Origin of the sequence: Pseudomonas cremoricolorata DSM 17059 = NBRC 16634 (assembly GCF_000425745.1) — a bacterium.
Classification (GTDB): Bacteria; Pseudomonadota; Gammaproteobacteria; order Pseudomonadales; family Pseudomonadaceae; genus Aquipseudomonas; species Aquipseudomonas cremoricolorata.
Window position 1 is genome coordinate 110,225 of sequence record NZ_AUEA01000012.1, and the last position, 16,646, is coordinate 126,870.

Here is a 16,646-nt window from a genome sequence, read left to right on the forward strand (position 1 = left end):
TCGGCAACAAGGCTATGCTCGACATGGCTGAATGAATGGATCAATCAGCCTGTGCACTCAAGGAGCGATGACGTGGCGAGCGACTACAACCTGACACTGGCAATAGCCGCAGGCCTTAGCCTGATCGCGGCATCGCTGCATATCGGCGTCATCATCGGCGGGCCGTCCTGGTACCACCTGTTCGGCGCTGGCGAACGATTCGTCCGCGCCGCCCGTTCAGGGAAACGTTATCCCGCAGTGGTGACGGCGGGGATCGCCGGGGTGCTGTTCATCTGGGCACTGTATGCATTCTCCGGAGCGGGCATGCTCGACCCCATGCCTCTGCTTCGCCCGGCGCTCTGCGCGATCACTGCGGTGTATTTGCTACGCGGCATCGTCGGCCCGTTCGCCCTGGCGGGGACCGGGCGCAGCAAACGTTTCATCGCCATCAGTTCAGCGATCTGCCTTGTGTATGGGCTGGTGCATCTGACCGGCCTGATCCAAGTGTGGGCAGCGTTGAGCTGAGCGGTACATCACAGGCATAAAAAAACCCGCTTTCGCGGGTTTTTTTGGACTTGATCAGAAGTCCAGGTTCGACACCGACAGCGCGTTGCTCTCGATGAAGTCACGACGCGGTTCGACTGCGTCGCCCATCAAGGTGTTGAACAGCTGGTCAGCACCAATGGCATCTTCGATGGTGACCTTGAGCATGCGACGCACGGCCGGGTCCATGGTGGTTTCCCACAACTGATCCGGGTTCATCTCCCCCAGGCCTTTGTAGCGCTGGATGGTGTGGCGCTTGGTCGACTCGTTCATCAGCCAGTCCAGCGCTTCCTTGAACTCAGTCACCGCCTTGCGACGCTCACCACGCTTCACATAGGCACCCTCACCGAGCAGGGTGCTCAGCTTGTTGCCGATGTTGACCACCGAGCGGTAGTCGTTGCTGCCGAAGAAATCGCGATTGAAGGTGACATAGCTGGCCAGACCATGCGAGATGATCTGCACTTCAGGCAGCCAGACGTTACGCTCTTTGTCCTCACGCAGGCTGGCCTGGTAGACGAGGCCCGACTTCTGATGCTCATTGAGGCGCGACTGGTAATTGGCCAGCCAGGCTTGCATGTGCTCGTGGTCGCCAAGCTGTTCCTGGGTCACTTCGCTCATGTAAATGAAGTGCTCGGTCAGCTCCTGAGGATACAGGCGCGACAGACGCTTGAGCGTTTTCATCACCCCACGGAAATCGTTGACCAGACTTTCCAGCTGAACGCCCGATACCGGTGGCGCCGACTCATCCAAGTGCAGGCTGGCATCTTCGAGGGCCGACTGAGTCATGTATTCCTCCATGGCCTCGTCGTCCTTGATGTACTGCTCGTGCTTGCCTTTCTTGACCTTGTACAGCGGCGGCTGGGCGATGTAGATGTAGCCGCGCTCGACCAGTTCAGGCAACTGGCGGAAGAAGAAGGTCAGCAGCAAGGTACGGATGTGCGAACCGTCGACGTCAGCATCGGTCATGATGATGATGTTGTGATAACGCAACTTGTCGATGTTGTACTCTTCACGCCCGATGCCGCAGCCCAGTGCGGTAATCAGCGTGCCGACTTCCTGGGACGAGATCATCTTGTCGAAGCGGGCTTTCTCGACGTTGAGAATCTTGCCCTTGAGCGGCAGGATCGCCTGGGTACGACGGTTGCGGCCTTGCTTGGCCGAGCCACCCGCCGAGTCACCCTCCACCAAGTACAGTTCAGAGAGGGCAGGGTCCTTCTCTTGGCAATCAGCCAGTTTGCCCGGCAGACCCGCGATATCCAGAGCGCCTTTACGACGGGTCATCTCCCGCGCCTTGCGCGCCGCTTCACGTGCGCGTGCAGCGTCGATCATCTTGCCGACGACCGCTTTCGCTTCGTTGGGGTTTTCCAGCAGGAAGTCGGAGAAGTACTTGTTCATCTCCTGCTCGACGGCGGTTTTCACCTCCGACGAAACCAGCTTGTCCTTGGTCTGGGAGCTGAACTTGGGGTCCGGCACCTTGACCGAGATGATTGCGGTCAGGCCTTCACGCGCATCGTCACCGGTGGTGGAAACCTTGTTCTTCTTCGCCAGACCTTCCTGCTCGATGTAGTTGTTAAGGCTACGGGTCAAGGAAGAGCGGAAGCCAACCAGGTGGGTACCGCCGTCACGCTGCGGAATGTTGTTGGTGAAGCACAGCAGGTTTTCGTTGAAGCTGTCGTTCCACTGCAAGGCAACTTCAACACCGACACCGTCTTCACGCTGCACGCTGAAATGGAACACCTGCGAGTTGACCGGCGTTTTGTTGGTGTTCAGGTACTCGACGAACGCACGCAAGCCACCTTCGTATTTGAAAAACTCTTCCTTACCGCTGCGCTCGTCCTTCAGCAGAATGCCCACACCCGAGTTTAGGAACGACAGCTCGCGAATACGTTTCGCAAGAATGTCCCAGCTGAAGTGGATGTTCTTGAACGTCTCTGCCGACGGCTTGAAGTGAATATGGGTACCAGTGGTTTCACTTTCGCCCACGATCGCCATGGGTTCTTGAGGAACGCCATGGACGTAGGTTTGTTCCCAGATCTTGCCACTGCGGCGCACGGTCAGGATCAACTTCTCGGACAGGGCGTTGACCACCGAAACACCTACACCGTGCAGACCGCCGGAAACCTTGTAGGAGTTGTCGTCGAACTTACCGCCGGCATGCAGCACGGTCATGATGACCTCGGCTGCGGACACGCCTTCTTCCTTGTGCACATCGACCGGGATACCACGGCCGTTGTCTCGAACACTGATGGATTCGTCTGGATGAATGATGACGGTGATGTCATCGCAATGACCCGCCAGCGCTTCGTCGATCGAGTTATCGACTACTTCGAACACCATGTGGTGAAGGCCGCTGCCATCATCGGTATCGCCAATGTACATGCCGGGACGCTTGCGCACGGCATCCAGCCCTTTCAACACCTTAATGCTGGAAGAGTCGTACGTTTGATTTTCGCTCATGCCTTCACTCCCGATGGTCGTGGGTCTGGGTGATATGGCCTTGTTCCACGTGGAACAAAGCGACCGGCGTTTCCGTTTGCCAGCCTTCCCTCAGAAATTCGTGGTCTACACAGGTGATAAAAACCTGGCAGTTCAATTCTTCAAGCAATCGACATAGTGCACGGCGGTGCTGCTCGTCCAACTCGGACGGCAAATCGTCAACGAGATAGATGCACTGGCCGCGGCGCGCTTGGTTAAGCAAATGACCTTGAGCGATACGCAATGCACAAACAACCAGCTTCTGCTGGCCCCGCGAGAGAATATCGGCTGCGTTATGTGCACCAAGTCTGAGGCGCAGATCCGCACGCTGAGGACCGGCTTGCGTATGGCCCATGTACTGATCGCGATGGAGAGAGGCTGCGAGGACTTCTGAAAGCTCTCGGTCTTTATCCCAACCGCGGTAATAGCTCAAGGTCAGGCCTTCGAGTTCAACCAGCTCACTCAAAGTCCGTTCGAAAACCGGCTTCAAGGCTTTGATGTAATCACGACGAAACTGGTCGATATCCGCACTTGCCAGGGTCAACTCCCTGTCCCATGCGGCCTGTGAAGCGGCGTCAAGTGTACCATGCCGCAGCCATGAGTTCCTTTGCCGGAGCGCCTTCTGTAAGCGCTGCCAGGTTGCCAGGAAACGAGGTTCCACGTGGAACACACCCCAATCCAGGAATTGGCGCCTTATCTTCGGTGCACCTTCCAACAGCCGGAAACTATCTGGATTGATCAACTGCAGCGGCAAGATTTCCGCAAGCTGCGCAGCGCTGCGCGCGTTCTGCCCGTCGATACGGATGGTGAAATCACCTTGGCGCTCCCGGGAAATACCCAGGTTACTACTGCCTCCACCGGCCAACTCCACCTGTCCAAACACCGTGCAGGTCGGTTGTTCGTATTGAATGACTGGGGTGAGTCGGGTGCTACGAAACGAGCGTGCCAGCCCCAGCAGATGGACCGCTTCGAGCACGCTGGTTTTGCCGCTGCCGTTGGCGCCGTAGAGGATGTTGATACGAGGAGAGGGGGAGAAGGTCACTGGGTGCAGGTTGCGCACCGCAGTGACTGTAACGCGTGAAAGCGACATGGAAGGCGTCTATCAGTTACAGACGCATCGGCATGACGACATAGGAGGAATCATCGTTGCCTGCTTCTTGCAGCAGCGCACTGCTGTTGGAGTCGGACAGGATCAAGCGAACCTGTTCGGTAGTCATCACGCCCAATACGTCAAGCAGATAGCTCACGTTGAAGCCGATTTCCAGCGAGCTACCGTTGTAGTCGACGCTGATTTCTTCTTCCGCTTCTTCCTGCTCGGGGTTGTTGGCAAGAATCTTCAGTTGGCCAGCGGCAAGTTGCAGGCGAATGCCCCGGTACTTCTCATTGGACAGAATGGCGGTACGGCTGAAGGCCTCACGCAGGGCCTGGCGATCACCCAACACCAACTTGTCACCGCCCTTGGGCAGCACGCGCTCGTAGTCTGGGAACTTGCCATCTACCAGCTTGGAGGTGAAGGTGAATTCGCCTGTGGTCGCGCGGATATGGTGTTGGCCCAGAACGATACTGACCATCCCTTCAGGATCGGTCAGCAGGCGCGCCAGTTCGAGAATACCTTTGCGGGGAACGATCACCTGGTGACGATCAGCCTGGCCAATGGGTGCTTGCATCGCACACAGCGCCAGACGGTGACCGTCGGTAGCCACAGCGCGCAGGGTATCTGCAGACACTTCAAGCAACATGCCGTTGAGGTAGTAGCGCACGTCCTGCTGAGCCATGGCGAAGCTGGTGCGCTCGATCAGACGGCGCAGCTTGCTCTGCTCGAGGTTGCAGGTCAGCGAACCCGGGCCTTCTTCTACCGTAGGGAAATCGTTGGCCGGCAGGGTCGACAAGGTGAAACGACTACGCCCGGCCTTGACCAGCAGCTTCTGCTCATCGAGCTTGATGTCGATCAGCACATCGCTTGGCAGGCTCTTGCAGATGTCCATCAGCTTGCGCGCCGGTACGGTGATCTCGCCCGGCTCGGCAGGCTCTTCCAACTGCACACGGCCGACCAGTTCGACTTCCAGGTCGGTACCGGTCAACGACAGTTGTTGACCTTGCACGACCAGCAGCACGTTGGACAGAACCGGCAGAGTCTGACGACGCTCGACGACGCCTGCGACCAGTTGCAGGGGTTTCAACAGAGCTTCGCGTTGAATGGTGAAATGCATGGTCTAGTCCCTTGCCTTCAATAAGCTACGCCCGAACGCATCAGGTGGTCAGCGTCCGCAGCAGGTTCTTGTAGTCCTCGCGAATGTCCGCGTCGGATTCCTTGAGTTCATTGATCTTGCGGCACGCGTGCAGCACGGTGGTGTGGTCGCGTCCGCCAAACATGTCGCCGATTTCCGGCAGGCTGTGGTTGGTCAGTTCCTTGGACAACGCCATGGCGACCTGACGGGGCCTGGCCACCGAACGTGAGCGACGCTTGGACAACAGATCAGAGATCTTGATCTTGTAGTACTCGGCCACGGTGCGCTGAATGTTATCCACACTCACCAGTTTGTCCTGCAGCGCGAGCAGATCTTTCAGCGATTCACGAATCAGTTCGATGGTGATGTCGCGACCCATGAAGTGCGAATGGGCGATCACACGCTTGAGCGCGCCTTCCAGTTCCCGGACGTTGGAGCGGATGCGCTGAGCGATGAAGAACGCTGCATCGTGGGGCAACTCAACCTTCGCCTGATCAGCCTTCTTCATCAGAATGGCCACGCGAGTTTCCAGCTCTGGAGGCTCTACCGCAACCGTAAGGCCCCAGCCGAATCGCGATTTCAGCCGCTCTTCAAGGCCTTCGATCTCTTTCGGATAGCGGTCACTGGTAAGAATCACCTGCTGACCACCCTCGAGCAACGCGTTGAAGGTGTGGAAAAACTCTTCCTGCGAGCGCTCTTTACGGGCGAAGAACTGAATGTCGTCGATCAACAGCGCATCCACCGAACGGTAGAAGCGCTTGAACTCGTTGATGGCATTGAGCTGCAGTGCCTTGACCATATCCGCGACGAACCGCTCCGAATGCAGGTAGACCACCTTGGCATTGGGGTTCTTTTTCAGCAGATGGTTGCCCACGGCATGCATCAGGTGGGTCTTGCCCAGGCCTACGCCGCCATACAGGAACAGCGGGTTGTAGCCGTGCTTGGGATTGTCGGCCACCTGCCAGGCTGCGGCACGCGCCAACTGGTTCGACTTACCCTCGACGAACGTCTCGAAGGTGAACGTGCGGTTCAGGTAACTGGTGTGCTTGAGCGCACCTTCGACCTGCACGGTGCGCTGCTCTGTGCGTCCGCTGGGCACCGGGGCCGTTGCGTTATCGCCCAGGGCATCGAAGCTGTCACGGGTCGAGTCGATATCCACAGAACTGGCTTGCGCAGGCTCTGCTGACGACTTACCCACAGGCGCGCTGACCGGCGCAGCCGCCATGCTAGGTGCCGGCGCGTTCTGTTGCTGGCTCGCAGCTGCCATTGCAGCACTGACTGGCGCGTTGGGGGCTGCGCGCGGTGCGGAACTGCGCCGACTGCCTATTAATAAGGAAAGGGCAGGCGCAATGCCGTCACCTTGTTCATCGATCAGCTCGAGCAAACGGCCAAGGTATTTTTCGTTGACCCAGTCGAGTACGAAGCGGTTGGGCGCGTAGACGCGCAACTCGGTGCCTTCGGCTTCGACTTGTAGAGGACGGATCCAGGTATTGAATTGCTGGGCAGGCAGCTCATCGCGCAAAAGCTCGACACACTGCTGCCAAAGTTCCACTGACACGGATTTCCCCTGAATGTGAGGGCCGGTAAGGCCAAAACAAGCCGGCTATTGTACCGGCGCCAGCGGCAGTTATCCACATATGCATGGACAGGACACTACGGCATAAACGCCAAATCGTGACTCTTATGCCGCTGAACTCTGTGCATAAGCTCTGTGGGTAACCGTCATTGAGCTCTATGCACAACCACCCCCTTTTGCCTGTGCATAATTCTCCTGTGCATAAGAAGGCTAGTTATGCACAGGCTGTTTCCAGCCCTCGCACAGTCGCAGCACGCCTTTGAAACAGACTTATCATCGCCTGTAGCGCCCGCATTCAAAGGGCTCGATAGAGTTATCCACAGAAAGACCGCTGCTTAAACGTAGTAGATTCTTTAAAAAAGCTTTTTATATGTCTCTCTTTATTTTCAATGTTATTCGCTCCCTCGCTGGACAGACCTGTGCGCTCCCGTCTGGGTGGCATCGAACACATGAGCAACCATTGATAAGGAAAGGCTGGTTGGAAATTGACCTATCGCCTTGCTTTCTCTAGAATCGCCGATCTCTTAAAAAGGGGGCCATTCCGGCCCGTTGTCGACAAACCAGGTAACACGCCATGAAACGTACTTTCCAACCAAGCACCATCAAGCGCGCTCGCACCCACGGCTTCCGTGCCCGTATGGCTACCAAGAACGGCCGTGCTGTTCTGTCGCGTCGCCGTGCCAAAGGCCGTAAGCGTCTGGCAATTTGATTCTCCGGCACAGGTGGTGAGTCAGGACTTCAGTCGGGATAAGCGACTGCTTACACCCCGGCATTTCAAAGCGGTCTTCGACTCCCCAACCGGCAAGGTTCCAGGGAAAAACCTGCTGATCCTTGCGCGCGAGAACGGACTCGATCTACCACGCCTCGGTCTGGTGATCGGCAAGAAGAGCGTCAAGCTTTCCGTTCAGCGCAATCGCCTCAAACGCCTGATGCGCGATTCATTTCGCCGGAACCAGCAGAGTCTTGCTGGTCTCGACATCGTGATCGTCGCGCGCAAGGGCTTGGGCGACGTTGAAAACCCAGAATTGCACCAACATTTTGGCAAGCTCTGGAAACGGCTGGTCCGCAGCCGTCCCTCTCCAGCGGTCACTGCCGACACCGCAGGGGTAGACAGTCACAATGCGTAAACTGGCACTCGTCCCGATCCAGTTTTACCGTTACGCCATTAGTCCACTGATGGCCAGTCACTGTCGTTTCTATCCCAGCTGCTCCTGTTACGCCTACGAAGCCATTGAAACCCATGGCTTGTTGCGTGGTGGGTGGCTAACCGTTCGCCGCCTGGGGCGATGCAATCCGTGGAACGACGGTGGTTACGATCCCGTTCCGCCAGCTCCTTCCTCCCGAACTTCTTCGATAGCCGAGTAATCATGGATATTAAACGCACGATCCTGATCGTCGCCCTGGCAATCGTGGCCTACGTACTGGTTCTGAAATGGAACGAGGACTATGGTCAGGCTGCCTTGCCGACTCAGCATGCTGCTGCCCGCAACGATGCCCCGGCCCTGCCGGACACCGCTGCCACCGGCGATAGCGGCGTCAACGCCGATGTGCCGAGCGCCAATGCTGAATCCAGCCCTGCCGAACTGGCCCCGGTTGCGGTCAGCAAGGACCTGATCCGGATCAAGACCGATGTCCTGGACTTGGCTATCAATCCGGTCGGCGGCGACATCGTCCAGCTGACCCTGCCGAAGTACCCGCGCCGTCAGGACCATCCTGATATCCCGTTCCAGTTGTTCGACAACGGCGGTGAGCGCACCTACGTCGCGCAGAGCGGCCTGACCGGCGCCAACGGCCCGGATCGTCGCGCCAGCGGTCGTCCGCTGTACGCTGCCGAACAGAAGAGCTACCAACTGGCCGATGGCCAGGAGCAACTGGTGGTCGATCTGAAGTTCAGCGACAACGGTGTCAACTACATCAAGCGCTTCACCTTCACCCGCGGCGAATACGATCTGAAGGTCAGCTACCTGATCGACAACCAGAGCGGCCAGGCGTGGAACGGCAACCTGTTTGCCCAGCTCAAGCGTGACGCCAGCTCCGACCCATCGTCGAGCACTGCAACCGGTACCGCCACCTACCTGGGTGCGGCCCTGTGGACAAGTTCCGAGCCTTACAAGAAGGTCTCGATGAAGGACATGGACAAGGCCAATCTCCAGGAAACCGTCAACGGTGGTTGGGTAGCCTGGCTGCAGCACTACTTCGTCACGGCGTGGATTCCGACCAAGTCGGACAACAACGTGGTGCAGACCCGCAAGGACAGCGCCGGCAACTACCTGATCGGCTACACCGGTCCTGCCATCAGCATTGCGCCCGGCGCAACCGGCGAAGCCAGCACCGTTCTGTATGCAGGCCCGAAGAGCCAGGAAAAACTCAAGGCGTTGTCCCCAGGTCTGGAACTGACCGTCGACTACGGTTTCCTGTGGTTCATCGCCCAGCCGATCTTCTGGCTGCTGCAACATATCCACAGCATCCTGGGTAACTGGGGCTGGTCGATCATCGTGTTGACCATGCTGATCAAAGGCCTGTTCTTCCCGCTCTCGGCCGCCAGCTACCGTTCCATGGCGCGCATGCGTGCCGTATCGCCGAAACTGGCTGCGCTCAAAGAGCGCTTCGGTGACGATCGCCAGAAAATGTCCCAGGCGATGATGGAGCTGTACAAGAAAGAGAAGATCAACCCGCTGGGCGGCTGTCTGCCGATCCTGGTGCAGATGCCGGTGTTCCTGGCCCTGTACTGGGTACTGCTGGAAAGCGTCGAGATGCGTCAGGCTCCGTGGATCCTGTGGATTACCGACCTGTCGATCAAGGATCCGTTCTTCATCCTGCCGATCATCATGGGCGCCACCATGTTCATCCAGCAGCGCCTGAACCCGACGCCGCCGGACCCGATGCAGGCCAAGGTGATGAAAATGATGCCGATCATCTTTACCTTCTTCTTCCTGTGGTTCCCGGCAGGTCTGGTGCTGTACTGGGTTGTGAACAACTGCCTGTCCATCACCCAGCAGTGGTACATCACCCGTCGTATCGAAGCTGCGAGCAAAAAAGCGGCTGCATGACAGGCTGAGGTCTAGCCTGTGAATAAAAACGCCCCCTTCGTGGGGCGTTTTGCTATCTATCGATTGTGTCCTGGAGGCTTTCGAGCATGAGTATCGCGCGTGAAACCATCGCCGCCATCGCTACCGCGCAAGGCCGCGGCGGGGTGGGCATCGTCAGGCTCTCCGGGCCGTTGGCGAGCCAGGCCGGCAAAACCATCGCCGGTCGTGCGCTGACCCCACGGCATGCCCATTACGGCCCGTTCCGCGGCGCTGACGGGCTGGTATTGGACGAAGGCATTGCGCTGTTTTTCCCAGGCCCCAACTCGTTCACCGGTGAAGACGTGCTGGAGCTGCAAGGGCATGGCGGCCCGGTGGTCATGGACATGCTGCTGCAGCGCTGTGTCGAACTGGGCTGCCGCCTGGCCAGGCCCGGAGAATTCAGCGAGCGTGCGTTTCTCAATGACAAGCTCGACCTGGCCCAGGCCGAAGCCATCGCCGACCTGATCGAAGCCAGCTCCACGCAGGCGGCACGCAATGCCCTGCGCTCCTTGCAAGGTGAGTTCTCGCGCCGTGTCGAGTCGTTGACCGAGGCGCTGATCGCGCTGCGCATCTACGTCGAGGCTGCGATCGATTTTCCTGAGGAAGAAATCGATTTCCTCGCCGACGGTCACGTTCTGGGTTTGCTCGAGGCGGTGCGCGCCCAGTTATCCACAGTGCAGCGCGAAGCCGGGCAGGGCGCGTTGTTGCGCGACGGCATGAACGTGGTGATCGCCGGTCGGCCCAATGCCGGCAAGTCCAGCCTGTTGAACCAGCTGGCAGGACGTGAAGCGGCGATCGTCACGGACATTGCCGGCACCACGCGCGACATCCTGCGTGAACATATCCACATCGACGGCATGCCGCTGCATGTCGTCGATACCGCCGGCCTGCGCGACACCAGCGACCAGGTCGAGCGTATCGGCGTCGAACGCGCGCTCAAGGCCATCAGCGAGGCTGATCGTGTGCTGCTGGTGGTCGACTCGACCGCGCCGGAAGCTAGCGATCCTTTCGCCCTGTGGCCGGAGTTCCTCGAGCAGCGTCCAGCGCCAGGCAATGTCACGCTGATTCGCAACAAAGCCGACCTCAGTGGTGAAGCGATTGGCCTGGAGCAGGGCAGTGATGGTCATGTCACCATCACCCTGAGCGCCAAGGACAGCGAGCAGGGCCTCGACCTGCTGCGCGAACACCTGAAAGCCTGCATGGGTTATGAACAGACCGCCGAAGGCAGCTTCAGCGCCCGTCGACGCCACCTCGACGCCCTGCGCAAAGCCCGCGAACACCTCGACCACGGACATGCGCAGTTAACCCTGGCCGGTGCCGGCGAACTGCTCGCCGAAGACCTGCGTCAGGCTCAGCACGCGTTGGGCGAGATCACCGGTGCGTTCAGCTCCGACGATCTGCTGGGACGTATCTTTTCGAGCTTCTGCATCGGCAAATAGCCCCCATCCTCCGTCCTGATCATCTGCCGATGATCAGGCGGCGCTAAACGGCCGGAGAACGCAATGTTTTCCACACTTAGCCGTTCCTTAACACTGACGCACCGCTTCTTGCAGCTCAAGACACCGCCCGCGGACGATCCTCTGTGCGCATTCGCGACACCTAAGCCCTGTGGAAAACCGCCCTTCAGCTCAGTTGATAACTGGGCTTTTTTATTGGGGACGAATCGCCCTGTGGGTAAACAAGCGACTTGTGCACAGGCTAAACACGCTTGTCCCAAGGGCTCAGGGCCACTCAATAACAGGGTTTTGAAACGCTGTACACCTTACCAATCAAGGGATGTAGAGCTTTATCCACAGAAAGGTCTGTGCATAAGAGTAGTAATAAAAATAAAGCTTTTTTAAATCTCTTCTCGTTAATTTCTATTACCGCCACTCATCCACAGGCTGGTCAAATTTTGCTCAAAAGGTTTCTTTGCAGGTCGGGAATTCCCTATACTTGTCGGCTTACCTTCTTTATTCGCAAAAACAGGCACGAGGTGCGTGGTGGATTTCCCTTCCCGTTTTGAAGTGATCGTCATCGGCGGCGGCCATGCCGGTACCGAGGCTGCGCTTGCGTCGGCACGCATGGGTGTGAAAACCCTGCTGTTGACCCACAACGTGGAAACCCTCGGTCACATGAGCTGCAACCCAGCCATCGGTGGCATCGGCAAAAGTCATCTGGTCAAAGAGATCGATGCACTCGGCGGCGCCATGGCGCTGGCTACCGATATGAGCGGCATACAGTTTCGCGTTCTGAACAACCGCAAAGGGCCGGCCGTACGGGCAACCCGCGCCCAGGCCGACCGCGCCATCTACAAATCGGTGGTGCGTGAAATCCTGGAAAACCAGCCCAACCTGTGGATATTCCAGCAGTCCTGTGACGACCTGATCGTCGAGCAGGGCCAGGCCAAAGGCGTAGTCACGCAAATGGGTCTGCGCTTCTTCGCCGATGCTGTTGTCCTGACCACCGGCACCTTCCTGGGCGGACTTATCCACATCGGCATGCAGAACTATTCCGGTGGCCGTGCAGGTGATCCGCCCGCCATGGCCTTGGCCAAACGCCTGCGCGAGTTGCCGCTGCGGGTCGGCCGGCTGAAGACCGGCACCCCGCCGCGCATCGATGGACGTTCGGTGGATTTCTCGGTGATGAGCGAGCAGCCGGGCGATACGCCGATTCCGGTGATGTCGTTCATGGGCAATGCGCAGATGCATCCACGCCAGGTCAGCTGCTGGATCACCCACACTAACGCGCGTACCCACGAAATCATCGCTGCCAACCTCGATCGTTCACCGATGTACTCGGGCATGATCGAAGGCATCGGTCCGCGCTATTGCCCCTCGATCGAAGACAAGATCCACCGCTTCGCCGACAAGGAAAGCCACCAGGTGTTCATCGAGCCGGAAGGCCTGACCACCCACGAGCTTTATCCCAACGGCATCTCCACATCGCTGCCGTTCGATGTGCAATTGCAGGTGGTGCGCTCGATTCGTGGCATGGAAAACGCCCACATCGTGCGTCCTGGCTATGCCATTGAGTACGACTACTTCGACCCGCGTGATCTGAAATACAGCCTGGAAACCAAGGTCATCGATGGCCTGTTCTTCGCCGGCCAGATCAACGGCACCACCGGCTACGAAGAAGCCGGCGCGCAGGGCCTGCTGGCCGGGACCAACGCCGCACTGCGTGCGCAAGGTCGCGACAGCTGGTGCCCGCGGCGTGACGAGGCCTACATCGGCGTGCTGGTCGATGACCTCATCACCCTCGGCACCCAGGAGCCGTACCGCATGTTCACCTCGCGGGCCGAGTACCGGTTGATCCTGCGCGAAGACAACGCCGACCTGCGTCTGACCGAAAAAGGCCGCGAACTGGGCTTGATCGACGACACCCGCTGGGCGGCCTTCTGCGCCAAGCGCGAGGGTATCGAGCGTGAAGAGCAGCGTCTGAAAAGCACCTGGGTCCGGCCCAATACCCCTGAGGGTGAGGCGATCTCGGCGCACTTCGGCACACCGTTGAGCCACGAGTACAGCCTGCTCAACTTGCTGACCAGGCCTGAGGTGGATTACGCCGGGCTAATCGAGGTCACCGGCGGTGAGCCGGTGCCGGCGCAGGTTGCCGAGCAAGTGGAAATCAAGACCAAGTACGCCGGTTACATCGACCGCCAGCAGGATGAGATCGCCCGTCTGCGCGCCAGTGAAGACACTCGCTTGCCTGTGGATATCGACTACCAGGGCATCTCCGGCCTGTCCAAGGAGATTCAAGGCAAGCTCGGTCAGACCCGTCCTGAAACCTTGGGGCAGGCGTCGCGTATTCCGGGCGTTACCCCGGCGGCGATTTCCCTGTTGCTGATTCATCTGAAAAAACGCGGCGCTGGCCGTGAACTGGAGCGAAGCGTTTGAGCGTCATGGTCACTGCGCAACATGCCGAAGAGTTGTCCACAGGCGCACGCGCGCTGGGCGTGAGCCTGAGCGAACAGCAGCAGCAGTCGCTGCTGGGTTATCTGGGTTTGCTGATCAAGTGGAACAAGGCCTACAACCTGACCGCCGTGCGTGATCCGGACGAAATGGTCTCGCGGCATCTGCTCGACAGCCTCAGCGTGATGCCGTTTATCCACAGCGATCGTCAACGCTGGCTGGATGTCGGCAGTGGCGGTGGCATGCCGGGAATTCCGTTGGCGATCCTGCATCCGCACAAGCAGGTCACCGTGCTCGACAGCAACGGCAAGAAGACCCGCTTCCTGACCCAGGTGAAAATGGAGCTCAAGCTCGACAACCTCGAGGTTATCCACAGCCGGGTGGAAGCCTTCCAGCCTGCGCAGCCATTCGCTGGAATCGTCTCGCGGGCTTTCAGCAGCATGGAGAATTTCACCAACTGGACCCGCCACCTCGGTGACGCGTCCACGCAATGGCTTGCAATGAAGGGGCTGCATCCTGCCGATGAACTGGTAGCATTGCCGCCAGACTTCACAGTGGAAAGCGAACAGGCCTTGACCGTCCCCGGTTGCCAGGGCCAGCGCCATCTACTGATACTGCGCCGCAAGGCTTGACGGGGAACACGCGCAACAATGGCTAAGGTATTCGCAATCGCGAACCAGAAAGGTGGTGTCGGCAAGACCACCACCTGTATCAATCTCGCCGCGTCGCTGGCTGCGACCAAGCGTCGTGTGCTGCTGATCGACCTCGATCCGCAGGGCAACGCGACCATGGGCAGTGGCGTCGACAAGCACGAGCTCGAGCACTCGGTCTATGACCTGCTGATCGGGGAGTGCGACCTGGCCCAGGCAATCCATTACTCCGAGCATGGCGAGTTCCAGCTGCTGCCGGCCAACCGTGACCTCACCGCCGCCGAAGTGGTGCTGCTGGAAATGCAGATGAAGGAGAGCCGCCTGCGCAACGCCCTGGCGCCGATCCGCGACAGCTACGACTTCATCCTCATCGACTGCCCACCCTCGCTGTCGATGCTGACCCTCAACGCCCTGGTCGCCTCCGATGGCGTGATCATTCCCATGCAGTGCGAGTACTACGCGCTCGAGGGCTTGAGCGATCTGGTCGACAACATCAAGCGCATCGCCGCCCGGCTCAACCCGGAGCTGCGCATCGAAGGCTTGCTGCGCACCATGTTCGATCCGCGCCTGAGCCTGAACAACGAAGTCTCGGCGCAGCTCAAGGAACACTTTGGCGATCAGTTGTACGACACGGTGATCCCTCGCAACATCCGCCTCGCCGAAGCGCCCAGTTACGGCATGCCGGCCCTGGCATACGACAAACAGTCGCGCGGCGCCCAGGCCTACCTGGCGTTGGCCGGCGAGCTGGTGCGTCGTCAACGCCGTCCATCACGCACTGCACAGGCAACTTGAGGAATCCGCATGGCCGTTAAGAAACGAGGTCTCGGACGTGGGTTGGATGCACTGCTCAGTGGTCCGACCGTCAGCGCGCTCGAAGAGCAGGCGGTCAAGATCGACCGCAAGGAACTGCAACACCTGCCTGTCGAACATGTTCAGCGCGGTAAGTACCAGCCGCGGCGCGACATGGATCAGCAGGCGCTGGAAGAGCTGGCGCAATCGATCCGCAGCCATGGCGTGATGCAGCCCATCGTGGTGCGACCGATCGGCGAGCAGCGTTACGAGATCATCGCCGGTGAAAGGCGCTGGCGCGCGACCCAGCTGGCTGGCCTGGATACGGTGCCGGCCATGGTTCGTGAGGTGGCCGACGAAGTCGCCATCGCCATGGCGTTGATCGAGAACATTCAGCGCGAAGACCTCAATCCGCTGGAAGAAGCGCTGGCGCTGCAACGTTTGCAGCAGGAATTCGAGCTGACCCAGCAGCAAGTGGCCGATGCGGTTGGCAAGTCACGGGTGACCGTGGCGAACCTGCTGCGGCTGATCTCGTTGCCCGAGGCGATCAAGACCATGCTCGCCCATGGCGATCTGGAAATGGGTCATGCCCGTGCACTGCTCGGCCTGGAAGAAGCTCGGCAGGTGGAAGGGGCGCGTCATGTTGTCGCACGTGGGCTGACCGTGCGCCAGACCGAGGCACTGGTTCGCCAGTGGCTGAACGGGCCAACTGAACCGGTCGAACCCAGTCCGGCTGATCCGGACATTACCCGCCTTGAACAGCGACTGGCAGAGCGTTTGGGCTCTGCGGTCCAGATTCGTCATGGCAACAAGGGCAAAGGCCAACTGGTCATTCGCTACAACTCGCTGGACGAGTTGCAGGGTGTACTTGCCCACATTCGCTGAAACAATTGCCGTTGTAGCGTGCAATCGGAAATCACTACCAATAGTTGAATAGGGGTTAATCCACCCCTATACTCTGCGCGCATTTTGTCGGCACAAATTATGCCAAGTCGTTGCTGACTTGACGGTCGACTTTCGAGGAGCAGTTGTGATGGAAATCCGCACGCCAAACCGCCTGCCTTTCCATCGCTGGGCGGTTTTTCCGGTACTGCTGGCTCAATGCATCGTTTTCTTGCTGGCGACTCTGGTGTTGTTTGTGTGGCAGGGCGCGGTCAGCGGTTATTCAGGTCTCTGTGGGGGGCTGATCGCCTGGCTGCCGAATGTGTATTTCGCCTGGAAAGCGTTTCGCTTCAGCGGAGCCCGGGCAGCGCAGGCCATCGTCAAGTCGTTCTATGCGGGCGAAGCAGGCAAGATGATTTTGACGGCAGTGCTGTTCGCACTGACCTTTGCAGGAGTGAAACCCCTGGCGCCGCTGGCTGTATTCGGCGTCTTCGTACTGACCCTGTTGGTCAGTTGGTTCGCACCCCTGCTCATGAATAAAAGACTTTCGAGACCTTAGGGCGTTT

At 59.0% G+C, this 16,646-nt stretch carries 15 protein-coding genes; 11 read left to right on the forward strand and 4 right to left on the reverse strand.

The features are described 5' to 3' along the window. Nucleotides 1–72: 72 nt before the first annotated feature. Nucleotides 73–504, forward strand: a complete 432-nt coding sequence (locus H618_RS0115145; protein WP_028695873.1) for a hypothetical protein — start codon at nt 73–75, stop codon at nt 502–504. 54 nt (nt 505–558) lie between these two features. On the opposite strand, the gene gyrB is transcribed toward H618_RS0115145, so the two are convergent. From gyrB to dnaA, 4 genes are read right to left on the reverse strand one after another with little or no spacing between them, the layout of a single operon-like run. Then, a complete protein-coding gene (gene gyrB, locus H618_RS0115150) occupies nt 559–2,979 on the reverse strand; it encodes a DNA topoisomerase (ATP-hydrolyzing) subunit B (protein WP_028695874.1) in 2,421 nt (806 codons plus the stop codon). A 4-nt stretch (nt 2,980–2,983) separates the two neighbouring features. Beyond that, a complete protein-coding gene (gene recF / locus H618_RS0115155) occupies nt 2,984–4,087 on the reverse strand; it encodes a DNA replication/repair protein RecF (RefSeq protein ID WP_028695875.1) in 1,104 nt (367 codons plus the stop codon). A 16-nt stretch (nt 4,088–4,103) separates the two neighbouring features. Continuing rightward, on the reverse strand, nt 4,104–5,207 hold the full coding sequence (gene dnaN, locus H618_RS0115160; protein WP_028695876.1) for a DNA polymerase III subunit beta: 1,104 nt from the start codon (nt 5,205–5,207) through the stop codon (nt 4,104–4,106). Between the two features lie 40 nt (nt 5,208–5,247). Further along, nucleotides 5,248–6,783 carry a chromosomal replication initiator protein DnaA gene (gene dnaA / locus H618_RS0115165; protein ID WP_028695877.1) on the reverse strand — a complete coding sequence of 512 codons (1,536 nt, stop codon included), beginning with the start codon at nt 6,781–6,783 and terminating at the stop codon, nt 5,248–5,250. Nucleotides 6,784–7,375: 592 nt separating this feature from the next. Between dnaA and rpmH the strand changes: the two genes are divergently transcribed. The 10 genes from rpmH to H618_RS0115205 all read left to right on the forward strand — a co-directional run bounded on the left by rpmH (nt 7,376) and on the right by H618_RS0115205 (nt 16,639). Then, a complete protein-coding gene (gene rpmH / locus H618_RS22545; RefSeq protein WP_003253163.1) occupies nt 7,376–7,510 on the forward strand; it encodes a 50S ribosomal protein L34 in 135 nt (44 codons plus the stop codon). A 13-nt stretch (nt 7,511–7,523) separates the two neighbouring features. Then, complete coding sequence (rnpA, locus tag H618_RS0115170) at nt 7,524–7,928, forward strand: ribonuclease P protein component (protein WP_028695878.1); 405 nt, start codon at nt 7,524–7,526, stop codon at nt 7,926–7,928. After that, the gene (gene yidD, locus H618_RS22550) at nt 7,921–8,166 is read left to right on the forward strand and encodes a membrane protein insertion efficiency factor YidD (RefSeq protein ID WP_081673786.1); all 246 of its coding nucleotides are present in this window, start codon (nt 7,921–7,923) and stop codon (nt 8,164–8,166) included. Before rnpA ends, yidD begins: the two co-directional genes overlap by 8 nt. Before the next feature lie 2 nt (nt 8,167–8,168). Next, nucleotides 8,169–9,851 (forward strand): membrane protein insertase YidC, encoded by a 1,683-nt coding sequence (yidC, locus tag H618_RS0115175; protein WP_028695879.1) that lies wholly within the window; start codon nt 8,169–8,171, stop codon nt 9,849–9,851. A gap of 86 nt (nt 9,852–9,937) precedes the next feature. Continuing rightward, a complete protein-coding gene (gene mnmE, locus H618_RS0115180; RefSeq protein WP_028695880.1) occupies nt 9,938–11,308 on the forward strand; it encodes a tRNA uridine-5-carboxymethylaminomethyl(34) synthesis GTPase MnmE in 1,371 nt (456 codons plus the stop codon). Nucleotides 11,309–11,851: 543 nt separating this feature from the next. Then, nucleotides 11,852–13,744: a tRNA uridine-5-carboxymethylaminomethyl(34) synthesis enzyme MnmG gene (mnmG, locus tag H618_RS0115185; RefSeq protein WP_028695881.1), complete on the forward strand. Its 1,893-nt coding sequence runs from the start codon at nt 11,852–11,854 to the stop codon at nt 13,742–13,744. After that, nucleotides 13,741–14,391 (forward strand): 16S rRNA (guanine(527)-N(7))-methyltransferase RsmG, encoded by a 651-nt coding sequence (gene rsmG, locus H618_RS0115190; RefSeq protein ID WP_028695882.1) that lies wholly within the window; start codon nt 13,741–13,743, stop codon nt 14,389–14,391. The genes mnmG and rsmG overlap by 4 nt, the downstream gene beginning before the upstream one ends. 18 nt (nt 14,392–14,409) lie before the next feature. Beyond that, nucleotides 14,410–15,201, forward strand: a complete 792-nt coding sequence (locus H618_RS0115195) for a ParA family protein (protein ID WP_028695883.1) — start codon at nt 14,410–14,412, stop codon at nt 15,199–15,201. A 9-nt stretch (nt 15,202–15,210) separates the two neighbouring features. Continuing rightward, complete coding sequence (locus H618_RS0115200) at nt 15,211–16,083, forward strand: ParB/RepB/Spo0J family partition protein (RefSeq protein ID WP_028695884.1); 873 nt, start codon at nt 15,211–15,213, stop codon at nt 16,081–16,083. A 148-nt stretch (nt 16,084–16,231) separates the two neighbouring features. Beyond that, on the forward strand, nt 16,232–16,639 hold the full coding sequence (locus H618_RS0115205) for a F0F1 ATP synthase subunit I (RefSeq protein ID WP_028695885.1): 408 nt from the start codon (nt 16,232–16,234) through the stop codon (nt 16,637–16,639). Nucleotides 16,640–16,646: the final 7 nt, after the last annotated feature.